Below are 16,539 nucleotides of genomic sequence, written 5' to 3' on the forward strand. Positions count from 1 at the left end.
GATCACACCGCGAGCGGCTCCAGGTCCCGGTGGACCCGCCGCTCGTCCCGGGCGTACCGGGTCAGACCGTGGTCCTCCCCGAGGAGGCGCGTCAGCTCCGCCACCGCCTCCGCCCGCACCCGGGCCGCCTCCTCCTTGCGGCCCATCATGTCCAGACTGACCGCCATGTTCGACGCGCTCGCCAGGGTCTCCGGGTGGTGTGCCCCCAGGGCCTCGCGCAGCCGCATCACCGCGATCCGCTCCAGCTCCAGCGCACCCTCCGGATCACCCAGGTCGGCCCGCGCGTTCGCCAGGTTCAGGTGCGCGAACACCGTGTGCGGGTGGTTGTCGCCCAGCACCTCGCGCATGCTGCGGATCGTCTGGCGCAGCAGCGGCTCCGCCGTCTCCGCCGCGCCGGTGCCCCAGTGGAAGACCGCCAGGTTGTTGAGCGCCGCCAGGGTGTACGGGTGCTTCTCGCCCGGCACCTTCATGTACTCGTCCACCACCTCCTGCGCCAGGTCCCGCGCCGCGCCCGGGTCGCCCGTCGCGAACAGGTCCGAGGCCAGGTTCAGCTCACACGCCAGCAGGTCCGGATTGACCGAGGTGTACTTGGCCCGGTAGCGGTTGCGCGTGGCCGTCGTCAGCCGCAGCGCGTCCTCCAGCTCGCCCGCCCGCCGCAGCGACACCGCCAGGTTCTTCGCCGCCGACAGCGTGCCGGGGAACGCCCGCCCCAGCGTCCGCTTGTAGATGTCGTACGTCCGGCTCAGCAGCTGCACCGAATCGTCGTAGCGGCCCACCTCGCGCAGGTCCCGGGCCAGGTTCTGCGCCGAGGACAGGGTGTACGGGTGGTCCGGGCCCAGCACCTCGGTGCGCCGGTCGAAGACCTCCTGGTCGATCTCCCTGGCCCGCGCGTACTGCCCCACCATCCGCAGGTTCAGCGCCAGGTTGTTCGCGGCGGCCAGGGTGCGCGGGTGGGCCTCGTGGAAGATCTGCCCGAAGCCCTCGTGCGCCGCCGTCGCCAGCTCCATCGCCTCCCCGTACCGGCCCAGCGCGCCCAGGTCCATCGCCAGACCGCTCGTGGTCATGTACGTGTGCGGGTGCGAGGGACCCAGCGCGCTGCGCTGCCGATCCAGCGTGACCTCGTCCAGCTCCTTCGCCTCCACGAACCGGCCCTGCGACCGCAGGATGTTGGAGAGGTGGAAACGCAGGTACAGGTACTGGAGGTCGTCGCTGCCGAGCATCTCCCTCCACGACTCGCGCAGTTCCTCGCCCAGCGCGTACGCCGCCTTGAAGTCACCGCGCTTCCACAGGTAGCGCACCCGGTCGATCAGCAGCCGCCGGGTCTCCGGCTCCTTGCAGAACCGCGCCTCGGACGGGCTCAGGTGCGGCCAGATCGTGTTGAACCGCGGCCAGGTCGCCGGGTTGTCTATCGGCTCGTCGTCATCGGGCCGCGCACCCGCAAGGATCCGGTGCACCGCGTGCCGGGCCTCGCGCTGCTCCTCCTCCGACAGCTGCGCCCGGATCACCGCCTGCACCAGGCGGTGCACCTGGATGCTGTTGCTGACCTGGTCGACCTTGGCCATCGCGAACCGGCCGATCTCCCGGATCACCCGCCCCAGCACCAGCTTCTCCTGGAGCGAGGAGTCGTACGGCTTGAGCGCGTCGATCATCTCCTTGCTGTACAGGAGGTTCGCCGAGATCGGCTCCGGCGCGAAGAAGGCGCACAGCTGGAGCAGCCGCACGGCGGCGGGCGAGCGGGACTGCAGCCGCTCGATCGACACGTTCCAGGTGGCCGCCACCGGCTCCGGGTACCCGGGCGGCTGGTTCAGGCCCAGCACCCGCGCGGCCTGCTGGGCCAACTGCTCCAGGTACGCGGACACCGGCGTCGCCGTCTCCGCGATCCACGCGCCCGCCTGCTCGACGGCCAGGGGCAGGTCGCCCACCGCGACGGCCACCTGCTCGGCGTCGTCCTTGGTCAGCCCCGGTGCCCGGCGCTGGAGGTGCTCGATGGACTCCTCGCGCAGGAACACGTCCACCGGCAGCGCGTCCCCGTACTGCGACCAGGACTGGTTGCGCGAGGTGACCAGCACGTGCCCGGGGCCGCCCGGCGGGAAGAACCGCTTGAGCGTCTCGGGATCGTCGGCGTTGTCGAAGACCAGCAGCCACCGCGAGGACGGCACCCCGCGCCGCAGCAGGTCGATCGCCTCCTGGGAGGCAGCCGACATGTCCTCGCCGGTCTGCGCGCCCAGCCGTACGGCCAGCTCCGCGAGGGCCGCCACCACGTCGTCGGTCTGCTCGGAGGAGATCCACCAGACCAGGTCGTAGTCGGCCATGAACCGGTGCACGTACTCCAGCGCCACCTGCGTCTTGCCGACGCCGCCGAGCCCGTACAGGGTCTGCGGCTGCGGCAGCACCACGGCCATGCCGCCGCCGAGCTGGTCGCGCATCCGCTCCAGGACGATGCTGCGTCCGGTGAAGCCGGGGTTGCGGGGCGGCGCGTTCCAGATCTTCGGGACCGTCCCCGGGAAGCGGGGGCCGGGCTGGGAGGCGCTCGCGACGCTGTCCGGCAGCGCCATGGGGCGTTCCACGGCCCGCAGCAGGGCGGTGGTCGCGTGCACCTCGTCGAGGCGGAAGAGGTCCACCGGATTGCGGTCGATGTACGGCGTGGCCAGGCGTACGTCGCCCACCCGCAGCGGCACCAGCTGGCGGCGGCCCCCGGTCGGGTCCTCGGCGGCGGCCCGGTTCCACACGTCCACGGCCCGCGCCGACTTCAGGTAGGCGCTGGAGAGCAGCACCACGGTCCGGGCCGCGGTGTCGACGCCGATGCCCGCGCCCAGGGTGTCGCCGGGCGCGCCCGCGGCGGCCGCGGCGGGCACCTGCTCGGCGGAGACGTCCCGGGGGACGACCCGGAAGCCGGCCCGCGTCAGGACCGACTCGATCCAGTCGGCCCACATCCGGTTCTCGGCGACGTAGGAGAGGAACAGGTCGGCGGGCAGGGCCGGGCGGCGGCGGGTGAAGGCGTCCCGGATCCGCAGCCGGACCTCCTCGCCGATGGCCGGCATGGAGGTGACCTCGCCCCCGGTGACCACCGTGGTGAGCCGTTCGAAGGCGGAGAGCAGGGAGTTGGTGAGCCCGGCCTCGTCGCCGAAGGTGGCCAGGGTCTCCTCGTAGGCGTAGTAGGGACGGTAGGGGATCTCCACCGCGCCCCAGTAGGAGGTGAGTTCGTCGCCGACCAGGCCGTTCGGGAAGCGGTCGAACTTGATCCGGGCCAGGGCGCGGCCCGCGTCGGCCTTCTCCTTCTCGCCCTCGTCGATCCGCATCGGGACCGGGTAGATCTTGATGCCGCGGTCGTTGAACCGCTCGTCGATCTGCCGGGCGACGGAGGCGGCGCCGTCGATGGACTGGTCGGAGAGGGTGAAGCAGTCGACCAGGACGTCGGGCAGGTGGACGGTGCAGATGTCGGCGATGTCGGACAGTCCGGTGCGGCTGTCGATCAGGACGTAGTCGTAGTTCTTCTTCATGTCGGCCCGCAGGGCGTCGAAGAAGAGGCCGCCGCCGAGCCGGTCGTAGAAGTTGTCCCAGTCGAAGGTGGACACGGTCGCCGAGTACTCGCGGTTCTGCCGGCCCGCCGAGACGAAGTCCAGCGTGCCGCCGTCGGGGAACTCCCAGCCCAGGTTCTCGGGGGTGAGGGAGACGGCGTGCGGCTGGATCCGGGCGTAGTCCTTGTGCCAGTCGTCGGCGCGCTGCACGGGGCTGGTGGCCGCCCAGGCGTACTCGCTGATCAGGTCGATGACCCCGGTGGTGGCCCCGAGGGTGGAGGGGTCGAGGAAGGGGTGGAAGAAGCGGTGCAGGCCCGGGGCCTCCAGGTCCCAGTCCACGGCGAGGACCCGCTTGCCGTTGGCGGCGAGGATCCAGGCGGTGTTGGCCAGCGCCATCGTGCGGCCGGTTCCGCCCTTGTAGGAATAGAAGGTGACGATGCGTCCGCCTCGGCTGTCACGACTGGCTGTCATCCGCGTCCCCCCGGTCGGTGTCGGTGCTGTCGTTGTGTGCGTCGGACCCGTCCGACCCGTCGGACCCGTCGGACCCGTCGGAGCCGGCGTGCCCGCCGGGCCCGCGTTGCGCGGTGGGCGGGAAGGGCGCCGGAGGCGGTACGGGCGGTGCGCCCATCCCCATCGGCCCCAGCAGCCTCGGGCGTTCGGTGTGGGTGTTTCCGGCCGGCAGGTACACCTGGGCGTGTCTGAGGAACTGCTGGGCGGCCGCCTCGACGACCTGCGGCAGGATCTGTCCGAGGGTCTCCATGTTGGCCACGCCGTTGGCGGCGGCCCGGCAGGCTGCCCGGCCCTGGCCCATCTTGACGGGCAGGGTCTCCTCCAGCCGCCGTGCCAGCTCGGCCTCCTTCGCGCGGCTCTGGTGGTCGTACCGGTTCCACGGCACGACCACGTTGATCCACGGGCGGTGCTCCTGGTCGAAGGCGGCCAGCCGCTGGCGCCGGTGCTCGTCCTCCACCGCCCAGCGGTCGACGATCAGGATCTCCGGCCGGGTGGGCGGCTGCTTGCTGTCGAAGTGCCCGGCCTCGTCGTCGAAGGAGGACATCGTGGTCCGGTAGTTGAGGTTCTTGACGAGGTCCTCGGCCACGTACGCGATGGGCATCTGCGACACCGGGTGGTACGGGTTCCACTCCAGGGCGCTCTCCCCGTAGTACTCGGGACTGCGTCCCGCGGGCAGGTCGTGCCGGGAGGCGGCGGCGACGGTCACGTGCAGGGTGCGGGCGGGGCCGCCGCCCGGTCCGGCGGCGCCCCGCCCCCCGGCGGGGCCGAAGGCGCTGGGCACCAGCCGGTAGTCGAGCGGGCGGACGGGGTCGAGGCGGACGGTCTCGGCGACCCGCACGATCCGCCGGGCCAGCTCGTAGACGGCCTGCTCGTACTGCTCGGCGTACCCGCGGAGTTTGATCAGCCCGTACAGCCCGTCGGTGACGTAGCGTTCGCCGAAGGTGTTGTGGTTGAACTGCAACCGCTCGGCCGGGCCCGGGAGTTGCGAGGGGGGCACGGGGACCCACAGGGCGGGCACGATGGCCTCGGCCCGCTGGTTGCTGAGCGCGCCGTGCTGGATGGCGCGCTGCGCGAAGGCGAACCACTCCTTCCCGCACATCTCACTGGCGAAGTACCGCGGCGAGAACAGGGGGACGAAGACCCGGCAGGTGGCGAGTGCCGCCCCGAGCCGCTCCGACCAGCCCTCGCCGCTGCGTATCTCCCGGTCCATGAAGCCGGCCTCGGATCCCGCGGGCAGGTCGGTCAGCGCCATGATGTGGTTGCAGAGATCACGGAACAGGCGCTCCACCCACATGTCGGGATCGGGTCCTCCCGGCCCGAACCTCGGCGTATGGGCATAACTGAGAAAAAAGTAGGGCTGCACTGATGCGGGCACACGACCCCCGTCCCGAAGATGCGAGCGAAGAAACATCATTCCGGAGCTGCTTCGCCACATCCCCTCATCGTTCAGTCAATCAGCGTCTGTTTTCGGTCATCCAGTCCAGGGCGTGATCGACGGCGTCCGGAATCGAGAAGAGGACGGCGGATGCCCCTCCCACCCGGCCGCGGCGCAGCCGGGAATCGGGGAATGCCCCGCCGATCTCCGTGAAATCGCCGTCGTCCAGTCTGACGTCCTCGTACGAGGTCCACGCCCCCTCTTGTCCTCCCCCGTGCGGACCCCCCGGCAGGTTCACCTTCACCACACAGTCGTACATGCGCAAGGGGGGCTTCGGAATTCGATACTCCGCGAGATGGAATGCGGTGCAGGACGAAAATCCCACATTGATCATGAGTACCTGTCCTCCCTCCCAGCACAGCTTTCCCAGGGGGGAGTCCTCGCCCAGATGGCATTCCAGCCGGTGTTGCGCACAGAGCCGGTGAGCGTCGGCCCCGAGCGCCGCGAAAGAGGTCTGCGGATGGGCGCTGCGGGCGGCCCCCGGGGTGGTGCGGACCGTTTCGGACAGGACGCCCATGCCCTCGCCGGGCGTGCGCCGCGGATCGAAGGCGGGCATGCGGGAGCGGAACTCCTTCACCTCCCGCTCGCCCAGACCCGCGATCCGGGCCAGGTGGGTGGTGGAGGTGAGGGAGTTCGAGGCGGTGAAGGCCGGGACCACCAGGGTGCCGCCGGGGCCGAGCACCCCCAGCAGGGCGTCGCGCAGGACCTCGGCGCGCAGACCGGTCCCGCGCAGGGCGGCGTGCACCAGCAGCCGCTGACGGGGGCGCACTCCGAGGAGGCGGAGCTGCACGGCCAGCGCGAGGGCCCCGCCGGGCGGGGCCGCCGGTAACGACCGCTCGGGCGGCAGCGGGCGGGGCGCGCCGGGCGGTTCGGGTACGCCGGGCGGTTCGGTTGCGCCGGGGGCGCCGAGTGGTCCGGGCGGTCCGGGCGGGCCGGGCGTGCCGGGCGGGGCGTCGGGGTGGGGCGGGCCGGGGCCGCCGGGGGGCGTCACGCGTTCGCCGCCTTCAGCTCCCAGCGCAGCTCCTCCACGAGCCGCTTGCCGGTGACCGTCAGCTCGGCTGCCCCCGACAGCCGGTCCAGGGCGCGGTGGATCCGGTCCGCCCCGTCGGGCTCGTGCGTGGTGGTGGCCCGCCGGTACGCCTCCACCGCCACCCGCTCGTGCACGTCGGCCAGCAGCCGCGAGACGGGGACCGGCCGGGTGCGCCACGGCGACGGGTGCTGCCAGGCCCCGTCCAGCGCGTACAGGTCGGCCACCTCCGTCAGCGCCCGCAGCCGGGCCCGCCGCCGCCCGGTCAGCAGGGCCAGCGCGGTCTCCCGCACCCCGGCGCCGTACGGCACCCCGAGCGCGCCCGGCCCGTGCCGCCCGGCCTCGCCCCAGCCGACGGCCCGCGGGCCGCCCGCCAGCGGGGTCAGCGTGCTCAGCCCCACGGCCGCCGCGCGGGCGAACACGGGGACGGTGCGGTGCAGCAGCGCCCAGGCCGCGTCGAGCCGGCCGCCCCACTCCCGCGCCTCGCCGGCCCCGAGCCGCAGCCGGGGCGGGCGGGCGAAGCAGTTGCGGTACGGGTCCAGGTCCTCCAGGGCCACCGGGGCCGCCCCCGGCCCGGGCGACCAGGACCGTACGGGCAGCCAGCGCGCGTCCCCCGCCTCCGGGCCGAAGCGGTGCTCGGTGCGCCCGTCCCGTACGGCGTACCCCTCGCCGGTGTGGTGCAGCGAGGCCCGCCCGTCCGTGCCGGGCTCCCCGAGCCGCAGCAGGCCCAGCGTCGGCAGGTACACCTCCCCGTCCCGGTAGGCCACCTCCGCCGGCAGCTCCAGCCCGCCCCGCAGCACCGCCGCGGCGGCCAGCGCGGCCAGCCGGCGGGCCGCGCCGGGCCCGTCCGCCCGCCCCTCCCGGAGGGCCTCCAGGGCCTCCAGTACCCAGGTCCGGGTGAACGGGTGGTCCAGTACGGCGTCCAGCGCGTCCGCGCCCGCCCCCCCGGCCGCCTCCACCGCGGCCAGCAGCTCCCAGGCCCGCGCCCGGTCGGGGTCCGGTGCGAGGTCGGCGTGCAGCCGGGCCAGCAGGACCCGGGTCAGCTCCTCCTGCGACCGGGCGAGCGCGCCCGCGTCGGTCAGCTCCGGGGCGCTCTCCCGGGCGGCGGTGCGGCCCTCCACGCCGTCCACCAGCTCGCGCAGGTCGGAGCAGTACACGGAGGGGTTGTCGAAGCCGCCCGGCTCCGCGTAGCGGTGGGTGTAGAGCCCGCCGCCGCACGAACGTACGACGGGGCAGCGCCGGCACGTACCGCTGACGCCCGCCAGGCCCAGTTGCCGGGCCCGTACCCCGGGATGGGCCGCGACCAGGTCGAAGGGGTGGTCGAAGACGTTGAAGCCGGTGGCGGCGGCCCCCTCGAAGGCGGTCTTGAGGGAGTCGACCTGCTCCAGGGTCCCGTCGGTCTCGACGACCACGAGGTCGGTCGGGGCCAGCCCCAGGGACTCCGTCAGGCTGGGCCCGCCGCGCAGGGTGGACAGCAGGGACTCGAAGAGCCGTACGGGCACCGGCCGGTCCAGCCGGTCCCAGCGGTCGAAGACCCGCAGCAGCCAGCGCGCGTACGCGTCGGGCGCGCCGTCGGGCCGGACCGGCGGGGTCTGCCAGGTGGCGTGCGGGAGCAGGAAGTCGATCCGGGGCGGCTCCAGTTCGACCAGGGCGTCCAGGACGGCGCAGGGGTCGTTGGCCACGTCCACGGTGCACAGGAGGCCCTGGTAGAGGTGGCGGTAGGGCGCGGAGCGGAGCAGATCGACCGCGGCCAGCACCAGGGGGTGGCTCGTGCGCCCGTCCGCGAAGCGGCGGTGGCGGTCGTTGGCCGCACGGTCCCCGTCGAGGGAGATGCCCACCCGGACGCCGTACTCGGCGAAGAGGTCCAGGTACCGGGGGCTCAGCTGGAGGCCGTTGGTGTGGATCCGCAGATCGAGGGCGGCCGTACCGGCGAGCGCACGGGTGAACTCCTCGCACACGAGCCGTAGTCGGCCGGGACCCGCCAACAGGGGTTCCCCTCCGTGGAGGATCACCGTGACGGAGGGGAGTTCATGGTCACGGGCATGTTCGGCGAGCCGCGACGCGGTCTGGGAAACGACCCCGGGGGAGATCACCTTCGGCCGGGCTCGCCAGCTCTGATCTGCGTGTTCGTAGACATAGCAATGATCACAAGCAAGATCGCATCTGCTGTGAACCTTGAGGACGATCTCGCGGAATGCGATCAGGCCGGTCATTCCACCAGTCTAGAGCGCGTACCTCTCCGTCAGAGCGCAGAGTTGAAGATCGGTGCCTGAACGTGACGACCGGATTCCGAGGGGAGGACCCGGCCGACCGCCGCGGCGGCGGAAGCGCTGCGCGCGTCGATCCGCGTGAGCGGGACCCGGCGGTCCTTGTCCGTGCTGGTCGGGGGGGTTGCGGAAGTGTTCACGACACCGTCCTCGGGGAGGCCATCTGAAATGGGGGGAAATGACACCAGTGCGTTACTGCTGTCAAGCGTGGACTTTACTCGCCCACACCCTATTGGCAACCGAGACATGACGCCTGGTCAAGCGTTCTATAGAAAGCGTGGCGCAATTCTCAAGAGGGCGCTTTCGGCCGTTCGCCGCAATGCAAGATCCAATTTCCGGGCGGGGGCGCGCGGGGACCGCCGGGGGTGCCCGGGACGCGCGTCACCGCAGGTCGGTAGGTTGGGCGGATGCCCACAGCCCCCGTGATCCTGCTGCTGTCCGGAAGCCTGCGCGCCGGGTCCTCCAACGACCGCGTGCTGCGCACCGCCCGCGAGGTGGCCGCGCTGGCCCCCGAGCCGATGGAGGCGGTCCTCTACGAAGGCCTCGGCGGGCTCCCGCACTTCAACCCCGACGACGACCGCGACCCGCTGCCCGCCCCGGTGGCCGCACTGCGCGCCGCGATCGCCGGGGCGGCGGCGCTGCTGATCTGCGCCCCGGAGTACGCGGGCACCCTGCCCGGCTCCTTCAAGAACGTGCTGGACTGGACGGTCGGCGGCACCGAGATCTGCGACAAGCCCGTCGCCTGGGTGAACGCGGCCGCCCCCGGCCGCGGCGAGGGGGCGGCGGCCACGCTCCGGACGGTGCTCGGCTACACGGGGGCCGCCGTCGTGGACGAGGCCTGTGTCCGCGTCCCCGTCGGCGGTGGGGAGCCCGCCGCGGACGGCCTCCTGACGGACCCGGCCGCCCGGGAACGCCTCGCCGGGGTGCTCGCCCTGTTGGCCGCGGCCGCACGGGAAACGGGCGACGCCTGAGGGGAGTTCGGGGGCGGGGCCGGGCGGTCCCCGGCGGCCGCGGGGGCCTCGGGGGCCGCGAAAACGTTTGACCCCCGTACGCGTCGGCGGTCGGATGGGGCACATGAGCACAGGACGGACGGGCACCGGCCCGGCGCACCACGACGAGGACCTCGTACGCCGCCTGATCGCGGGGCAGTTCCCCCACTGGGCGGAGCTGGAGGTCACCCGCTTCCCCTCCGGCGGCACCGTCAACGCCGTGTACCGGCTCGGCGGTTCCCTGGTCGTACGGCTCCCCCTGGCGCGGGGCGGGGCCGAGGACGTGCCGCTGGAGCGGGAGTGGCTGCCCCGCCTCGCCCCCCGGCTGCCCGTGGCCGTCCCCGAGGTGCTCGGGGCCGGGGAACCCGGCGAGGGGTACCCGTGGCCCTGGTCGGTGTACCGGTGGATGCCGGGCGAGAACCCCCGCGAGGGGGCGCTGACCGAGCCCGGACCCCTGGCCGCGGACCTCGCCGCCTTCGTGGGGGCGATGCGCGGGGTCACCCTGCCGGGCGGACCGCGGGCGTACCGGGGCGGACCGGTCGCCTCCCTCGACACCGGGACCCGGGCGGCGATCGAGGAACTGCGCGGGATCCCGGAGGAGGGCGTCGACTGCGACGCCGCGACCGCCGTGTGGGAGGAGGCGCTGCGGGCCCCCGCCCGGTACGGGCCACCGGTGTGGCTGCACGCCGACCTGATGCCGGGGAACCTGCTGGTCCGGGACGGCCGGCTGGCCTCGGTGATCGATTTCGGGTGCACCGGCGTCGGCGATCCGGCCTGCGACCTGTTCCCCGCGTGGAACCTGCTGCCCGCCGGCGCCCGGGAGGTCTTCCGTGCGGCGCTCGGCGTGGACGACGCGACCTGGATCCGGGGCCGCGGCCGGGCCCTCTCGCAGGCCCTGATCTCCCTGCCGTACCACCGCCGGACGAACCCGGCGATGGCCCGCAGCGCCCGCCACACGATCCGCGCGGTGCTCACCGGGGCCTGACCCGAGCCGGCCGGGGCCGGCACCGACCCCGGCCGGCCGTACCGGCCCCGCCCCGTATCCGCCCCCGTGCCGGCCCCATCCGCCCCGCCCCCGCCCGCGCCGCTCTCGCCCCGGCCTCGCCCGGACGGGTCCGTCCGGGCCCGGCTAGGCCGCACCGGCGCCCGTACCCGTACCCGTACCCGTAGCGGCGCCCGTGCCGTCGGCCGGGCCCGGGCCCGCGGCGGACGGCGGTGCGGGCCGGTCGGCGGCCGGGTCGGAGCGGTCCCGCCTGACCTCCCGCAGGTACGCCAGCGCCTGCCGGCGGGACACCTCGCCCAGGAGCCGGTGTTCGTGGAACCCCCGGCGGGCCTCGTTGCGGGCGTTGACGAGGGCCTCGGCCCGCAGGACCAGCAGGCCCGCGAACGCCGTCGTCGCGGCCGCCCACCAGGGGGCCCCGTCCAGTGCCAACGGGCCGGCCGCCAACAGGCCGCCGAGCGGGGCGAGAAGGCGTGTGACGGTCATGTGCGTGCTCCTCGAACGAACGGACGACGGATCGTGGCGGGGGACGCGCAGGGGCCGACGGATCCGTCAAGAAATCCTGCGGACCTGACGGTTGGCCGTACAGGAGACGCTCCGATGGCCAATATGAGTGCTCCGGGGCGGACTTGGCGCCTCGGAACCGGCCGCGCAGGCCCTGGCCGACGCGTCCCGCCGACCACCGTTCTATGCCCGCCGCACCCCCGCTGACCAGCGACGTCCGGCACCTGTGAACGAGTGAACGCCAATGAACGGCTCGTGAACGAGGAGAGCTGATGGCAGCATCTGCCGGCTTTCGGCCACGGGGGCCCCAGCGCCCCGATCCGGCGGCGGCCCCACCGGAGATACGGCCCTGGGTGACGCTCATGCGCCGGGTCCACGACGAGCTCTACGAAGGACTGGACCCGGCCGAACGCCCCACCGTCACCGCACTGGCCGAAGCCGCCCACTGCAGCCGGTCGTACGTCTCGGAGTCCTTCTCGGGCAAGAGACCCCCCTCGCTGTCCCCCTTCCTGTCCATGGTGACGGCGCTCGGCGGGGACCCCGCCGAGTGGGAGCCGCGGTGGCACCGGGCCGTCGCAGAGCGGGAGTCGGCCGTGGAGGCGGGCGCCGGGTCGGCCGTAGGGGAGGAAGAGCCCCTTCCGCCGCTGCCCGGGGTCGAGGACGCCGACGCGGACGGGTCCCAGGAGCCCGCAGCGGACGCCCCGCCGTCCGCTGCGGGTCCCGCCCCGGACATCCGCCGCTACCCCGTCCGCAGGCTGCTGCGGAACGCCGTCGCGTGGGTGGTCATGGCGTTCACCTGGCCGGCGCGGACCCGCCGGGACCGGCAGGCGGGACGTCTGCGCCGCAAGCTGGTCAAGCAGGTCAGGGACAGGACGGCCGACGAACTCGCGCGGGCCGAGGCCCACCACTACCTCCAGCCGCGGTTCGCGGTCCTGACCACGCGCCGGGAGGAGTACGCCGGGCGGGGCCGCCGGGACAGGAGGGCCCGCAGGAGCGAACCCGTACCGGTGGCGACCCGCGTGACGAGCATCCGCGCGCTCTACGAGGAGACCGACGACCTGGTCGTGCTCGGCAAGCCGGGCATGGGCAAGACCACCCAGCTCGCCCGGCTCGCACACCGCCTGGCCGTCGAGGAACTGGACGGCGGCGCCGACGGCGAGCCCCTGCGGGTCCCGGTCTACCTGCGCCTGGACACCTACCGGGGCGAACCGCTGGAGGAGTGGCTGGCCGAGGCGATCGTCCGTCAGTACGGCGACGTCTCCCGCCTGCTGGTGCGCACCTGGCTGAGCGAGCACCGGCTGCTCCCGGTGCTGGACGGCCTGGACGAGGTGCCGGAGGGGGACCGGTCCAAGTGCGTCGCGGAACTGCGGCGCCTGCGCCGCGCCTGTCCGGGGATGGCCGTCGGCTGCCGGACGGACGAGGCCGACCTGCGCCGTCTCGCCTTCGCCCTCCGTTCCCGGCACTACGTCGAGATCCAGCCCCCGGGCCGGCAGGACGTCCAGGACTTCCTCGCCGCCGACCGGGAGGCCCTCGCGGACGTGCACGCCGCGCTGGAGGAGGACGCGGACCTCTGGCCGCTGCTCCAGTCGCCCATGATGCTCGGCTTCATCCGCGTCACGTACCGCAACAGGCCCGCGACCGACCTGCGCCGGCCCGGCAGCCTCGCCGAACGGCGCGGCCGGATCTTCGACGCCTACGTGGGGGAGTGCCTGCGGCGCGAGCGCCCGCGGCCGGACGGGGCCCCCGAGCGGACCCTGACCTGGCTGACCTGGCTGGCCCGGACCCTGACCGAGCGCGGTGAGCACGTGCTCTACCTGGACCGCCTCGACCTCGGCTGGCTGTCGCGCACGGAGCAGATGCTCCCGCGGATCGTCCCGAACCTGGCCATGTCGGTCTGCGCGCTCGGGCTGCCCGTCCTGTGGGTGGCGGCGGCGGTGCGCGCCGGGGTGGTGCACACCAGCGTCTCCGGCGCGGCGGCCCTCGCCGCCACCATGGCGGTCACCTGCGCCGTGACGGCGTACAAGTCGGAGAAGCGGGCCATGGAGGCCGGCGAGGACGGCGGCGAGGACGACGGCGGCCGACGGCGCGGGGCCCTCGTGGGTCCCGTCGCGGCCACCGGGCCGCTGATGGTCCTGATGGTGTACTGGCTGGTCTACGTGGCGCACGTCGACCTGTTGGCACCGGGAGCCGTGGTGGTGGCCCTCGCCTACATGTGGGTCGCCGCGACCCAGATGGAGGCCTCCTTCACCGATGTGTTCGATCCGGTGGAGCAGATGCGGTGGACCTGGCGGCGAAGCGAGCGGATGATCTATTCGAAGGCCAAGTTCCACATCGTGCGCGGTGCGTTGTCCCTGTTCATGTGGATCGCCATCGAGTTCCTCCTCGGCTACGTCGTCCACCTGCTCTGCCCGGAGCCCTCGTGGATCGGCCCGGCCGCGGCCGCGCTGCTGGGCCTGGTCTACATCGTCGGCAACCAGTTCGAGCCCTCGCTCCAGGACCGCCGGCCGCGCCCCAACGAGGGGGTCCGCCGCACGGTGCGCTTCTCCCTGGTCCACGGGTTCGCCGGGCTGGCCGTGGGGGCGCTCGGCCTGATCGTGCTGATCGGCCTGGCGGTGCCCGGCCACGATCTGCGGCGGGCCGGCTTCGTGGCCGCCCTGCTGGGGCTCCTGTTCGCCGTGGTGCGGGGTTTCCGGTTCGGGGGCCTGGCGGTCCTGCGGCACTGGACGATCCGGGCGATCCTGGCGTACCGGGGGCACACCCCCTACCGGTACCGGCGGTTCCTGCACACCGCGGAGGAGCGGGTGCTGCTCTTCCGGACGGACAGCGGCTTCTTCTTCCCGCACCGCCTGCTGCAACTCCACCTGGACACGCAGGTGGAGCGGCTGCTGCCCCGCGTCACGCCCGGCCCGGCGGTGCCCGCCGCACGGGGCCGGACGTAACGGGTCACGGCACTCTAGGCGTCGGCCGGCCGGCGCGGCTCGCGCCACATGCCCCACAGCACGGGCCCGCCGCCCGGCAGCGGCACCTCCGCGCGCACCCGGAAGCCGAAGTGCTCGTAGAGGGGGAGGTTGGACGGCTTGGAGGACTCCAGGTAGGCGGGCAGGCCCGCCGCGTCGGCCTTGGCCAGCCCCGAGCGCAGCAGGGCCGCGCCGTGGCCCTGGCCCTGGGCGGCCGGGTCGGCGCCGATGAGGGCGAGGTACCAGTGCGCCTCCTGCGGCGTGTGCGCGGCGGCCGCACCGACGGCCTCCCCGAACAGGCCCGCCCGGTCGCCGAGGATGGCGCGCAGCTCCTCGATGGTCCCGGCGTCGGGAACGGCCTTGTCCCCCGCCTCCGGGGCCACCCAGAAGGAGGCGGCCGATCCGGTGCGCTCGCACACGCCGTGGTGGACGTACTGCCGGGTGAAGAGGGTGGTGAAGTACCGTCCCAGGGACTCCTCGCGGGAGGCGTCGTCGGGGAAGAACCAGCGCATCATCGGGTCGTCGTCGAAGGCGCGGGTCAGGATGCGGCTGACGAGGGGAGCGTCTTCGATCGCGGCCGTTTCGGGCGTGTTCGTTATCGACATACGGGTCATTCTGCACCCGATGATCTTGAACCCGGAGCCGGGGTCCCGCTCCCCGCGCACCGGGTCGGACGCGGCGCCGGCAGGGCCTAGGCGGGCTGCTCCTCGCCCACGGCCGGGGCCGGGAGTTCGCGCAGCAGCCAGTTGAGGACGTCGGGCAGGGCGCGGAAGGCCGCGAAGTGGGCGGCGACCGGGTCGATGGTGGTGGTGGCGCCGGGGATGCGGCGGCCCAGCCAGCGGGAGTGGCCGACCGGGGAGAACACGTCCAGCTCCCCGTGCCAGATCAGGACGGGGGAGCGGATGTCGGCGGGGTCGAAGCCCCAGGGGCGGCTGAAGGCCAGGATGTCGTCGATCCAGCCCCAGGCCGAGGTCCGGACCCCCTCGCGGTAGTTGCGCAGCAGCATCGACCGCAGGCCCGAATCGGAGACGATCAGGCGGTCGTTGAGGGTCAGCTCCCGGCGCAGCTCCTCCAGGAGCCGCCCCGGGTCCCGGCGGATCCCGGCGGCGCGGGGGATCAGCCGGGCGGCGAGCTCCTCGGGGTCGTCGGTGGCGGTGGTGTACTCCCGTACGTTCGAGGCGGCCATCCCGGCGAACCAGTCCAGGTCCTCCGCGTCCCGTGGGGCGAGGGGGACCAGGGCGGCGGTCCGGGTCACCCGGTCGGGCAGCAGAGCGGCGCAGGCCAGGGCGCCGGGGCCGCCCCCGGACCGGCCGGCCACGGCGAAGGTGTCCAGGCCGAAGGAGTCGGCGACGGCGGCCACGTCGTGGGCCACGTCGGCTACGGTGCGGCCGGGGTGGCGGTCGGAGGCTCCGTAGCCGGGCCGGTCGTAGGCGATGAGCTGCATCCGCCGCTGGTAGAGCACCATGCCCCGGGGCGCCGGGCCCAGACGGCTGCCGGGCATGCCGTGGAGCAGGAGGACGGGCTTGCCGTCAGGATCGCCCCAGCGTTCGGCCACCAGGGTGCGTCCGTCCGCGGTGCGCACTTCTTTGCGCACGCGTTCCCTCCCTCACGTCCGACGCGAGCAGTCAGGGTGATTGTGCTCTTCGGTCGGGGAACGCGGTAGGCCGCAGTGCGAAAAGACAGGGTCCGCGCCGTGCCTCCCGGCCGCGCTCAGGCCTGCGGTGCCCTCGGCGGGCCCGGGACCAGCAGGGCCGTCGCCGACCGGGCCCGCTCCAGGGCCCGGGCGCGGTCCGCGCCGCGCTGGCCGAGGACGACCCGGGTGCTCAGCCCGTCCAGCAGGGCCAGCAGCTCCGAGGCGCGGGCGGACACGTCCAGGGGTGCGAACCGGCCCTGGTCCACCCCCTTGGTGAGGAGCGCCTCCAGGTCCTGCTGCCAGCCCTCGTCGATCTCCTCCTGGGCGGCCTTCAGCGGTTCGTTGGAGGCGGTGCGGGCCCACAGCTCGATCCAGAGCGTCCAGCGCGGGTCGCGCGGCCCCTCGGGGAGGTACAGCTCCAGGAAGAGGTCCAGCTTGCGGGGGGCGGTCAGCCGCCGGCCCAGCAGCGCCCGGCGCTCCCCGGCGAGCTGCTCCTCGCTCCAGCGCAGGGCCTCCAGCAGGAGCCGGTCCTTGCTGCCGAAGTAGTACAGGATGTGGCCGCCGCTGGTGCCGAGCCGCTCCGCCAGCGCGGACATCGTGAGCGTGGCGAGGCCGTCCTCGGCGATCGCCGCCATGGCCTCTTCGAGCATCCGCTCCTGGGCGATCCGCCCGTCGCGCCGCCGTGCCGCTCCCGCCACC

The 16,539-nt window shown here is 73.8% G+C and carries 12 protein-coding genes; 3 read left to right on the forward strand and 9 right to left on the reverse strand.

Translation table 11 applies throughout. The features are described 5' to 3' along the window. Nucleotides 1–2: 2 nt before the first annotated feature. The 5 genes from fxsT to fxsA all read right to left on the reverse strand — a co-directional run bounded on the left by fxsT (nt 3) and on the right by fxsA (nt 9,005). Nucleotides 3–3,989, reverse strand: a complete 3,987-nt coding sequence (gene fxsT, locus ABZW32_RS12625; protein ID WP_356214683.1) for an FxSxx-COOH system tetratricopeptide repeat protein — start codon at nt 3,987–3,989, stop codon at nt 3–5. Further along, nucleotides 3,973–5,439, reverse strand: a complete 1,467-nt coding sequence (locus tag ABZW32_RS12630) for a TIR-like protein FxsC (RefSeq protein ID WP_356214780.1) — start codon at nt 5,437–5,439, stop codon at nt 3,973–3,975. Before ABZW32_RS12630 ends, fxsT begins: the two co-directional genes overlap by 17 nt. 43 nt (nt 5,440–5,482) lie before the next feature. Then, entirely contained in the window at nt 5,483–6,259 is a 777-nt protein-coding gene (locus ABZW32_RS12635) for an AAC(3) family N-acetyltransferase (RefSeq protein ID WP_356214782.1), read from the reverse strand. Nucleotides 6,260–6,450: 191 nt separating this feature from the next. Next, on the reverse strand, nt 6,451–8,703 hold the full coding sequence (gene fxsB, locus ABZW32_RS12640; RefSeq protein WP_356214685.1) for a radical SAM/SPASM protein FxsB, inactivated metallohydrolase extension form: 2,253 nt from the start codon (nt 8,701–8,703) through the stop codon (nt 6,451–6,453). A gap of 29 nt (nt 8,704–8,732) precedes the next feature. Next, nucleotides 8,733–9,005 carry an FxSxx-COOH cyclophane-containing RiPP peptide gene (gene fxsA / locus ABZW32_RS12645; protein WP_356214687.1) on the reverse strand — a complete coding sequence of 91 codons (273 nt, stop codon included), beginning with the start codon at nt 9,003–9,005 and terminating at the stop codon, nt 8,733–8,735. A gap of 159 nt (nt 9,006–9,164) precedes the next feature. Between fxsA and ABZW32_RS12650 the strand changes: the two genes are divergently transcribed. Continuing rightward, the gene (locus ABZW32_RS12650) at nt 9,165–9,728 is read left to right on the forward strand and encodes an NADPH-dependent FMN reductase (RefSeq protein WP_356214689.1); all 564 of its coding nucleotides are present in this window, start codon (nt 9,165–9,167) and stop codon (nt 9,726–9,728) included. A gap of 103 nt (nt 9,729–9,831) precedes the next feature. Then, nucleotides 9,832–10,731 (forward strand): aminoglycoside phosphotransferase family protein, encoded by a 900-nt coding sequence (locus tag ABZW32_RS12655; protein WP_356214691.1) that lies wholly within the window; start codon nt 9,832–9,834, stop codon nt 10,729–10,731. A 144-nt stretch (nt 10,732–10,875) separates the two neighbouring features. Here ABZW32_RS12655 and ABZW32_RS12660 read toward each other — a convergent pair whose 3' ends face one another. Further along, nucleotides 10,876–11,232, reverse strand: coding sequence for a hypothetical protein (locus tag ABZW32_RS12660; RefSeq protein WP_356214693.1), 357 nt, complete (start codon nt 11,230–11,232; stop codon nt 10,876–10,878). Between the two features lie 380 nt (nt 11,233–11,612). Between ABZW32_RS12660 and ABZW32_RS12665 the strand changes: the two genes are divergently transcribed. Beyond that, complete coding sequence (locus tag ABZW32_RS12665) at nt 11,613–14,189, forward strand: NACHT domain-containing protein (RefSeq protein WP_356214784.1); 2,577 nt, start codon at nt 11,613–11,615, stop codon at nt 14,187–14,189. Nucleotides 14,190–14,203: 14 nt separating this feature from the next. On the opposite strand, the gene ABZW32_RS12670 is transcribed toward ABZW32_RS12665, so the two are convergent. The 3 genes from ABZW32_RS12670 to ABZW32_RS12680 form a co-directional block, all read right to left on the reverse strand. Next, nucleotides 14,204–14,812, reverse strand: coding sequence for a GNAT family N-acetyltransferase (locus ABZW32_RS12670; protein WP_356214695.1), 609 nt, complete (start codon nt 14,810–14,812; stop codon nt 14,204–14,206). 86 nt (nt 14,813–14,898) lie between these two features. Further along, nucleotides 14,899–15,801: an alpha/beta hydrolase gene (locus tag ABZW32_RS12675; protein ID WP_356214697.1), complete on the reverse strand. Its 903-nt coding sequence runs from the start codon at nt 15,799–15,801 to the stop codon at nt 14,899–14,901. A gap of 116 nt (nt 15,802–15,917) precedes the next feature. Continuing rightward, the gene (locus tag ABZW32_RS12680; RefSeq protein ID WP_356214699.1) at nt 15,918–16,538 is read right to left on the reverse strand and encodes a TetR/AcrR family transcriptional regulator; all 621 of its coding nucleotides are present in this window, start codon (nt 16,536–16,538) and stop codon (nt 15,918–15,920) included. Between the last annotated feature and the right edge of the window lies 1 nt (nt 16,539).

It is taken from the genome of Streptomyces sp. NPDC004667, from assembly GCF_040609475.1.
Classification (GTDB): domain Bacteria; phylum Actinomycetota; class Actinomycetes; order Streptomycetales; family Streptomycetaceae; genus Streptomyces.

Excerpts from the sequence above, each read along its gene's own strand:
- ABZW32_RS12650 (WP_356214689.1), top strand. The coding sequence starts at position 9,165 with ATGCCCACAGCCCCCGTGATCCTGCTGCTGTCCGGAAGCCTGCGCGCC.
- fxsA (WP_356214687.1), bottom strand. The coding sequence starts at position 9,005 with ATGTCTCGGTTGCCAATAGGGTGTGGGCGAGTAAAGTCCACGCTTGAC.
- ABZW32_RS12630 (WP_356214780.1), bottom strand. The coding sequence starts at position 5,439 with ATGTTTCTTCGCTCGCATCTTCGGGACGGGGGTCGTGTGCCCGCATCA.
- fxsT (WP_356214683.1), bottom strand. The coding sequence starts at position 3,989 with ATGACAGCCAGTCGTGACAGCCGAGGCGGACGCATCGTCACCTTCTAT.
- ABZW32_RS12670 (WP_356214695.1), bottom strand. The coding sequence starts at position 14,812 with ATGTCGATAACGAACACGCCCGAAACGGCCGCGATCGAAGACGCTCCC.
- fxsB (WP_356214685.1), bottom strand. The coding sequence starts at position 8,703 with ATGACCGGCCTGATCGCATTCCGCGAGATCGTCCTCAAGGTTCACAGC.
- ABZW32_RS12655 (WP_356214691.1), top strand. The coding sequence starts at position 9,832 with ATGAGCACAGGACGGACGGGCACCGGCCCGGCGCACCACGACGAGGAC.
- ABZW32_RS12665 (WP_356214784.1), top strand. The coding sequence starts at position 11,613 with ATGCGCCGGGTCCACGACGAGCTCTACGAAGGACTGGACCCGGCCGAA.
- ABZW32_RS12660 (WP_356214693.1), bottom strand. The coding sequence starts at position 11,232 with ATGACCGTCACACGCCTTCTCGCCCCGCTCGGCGGCCTGTTGGCGGCC.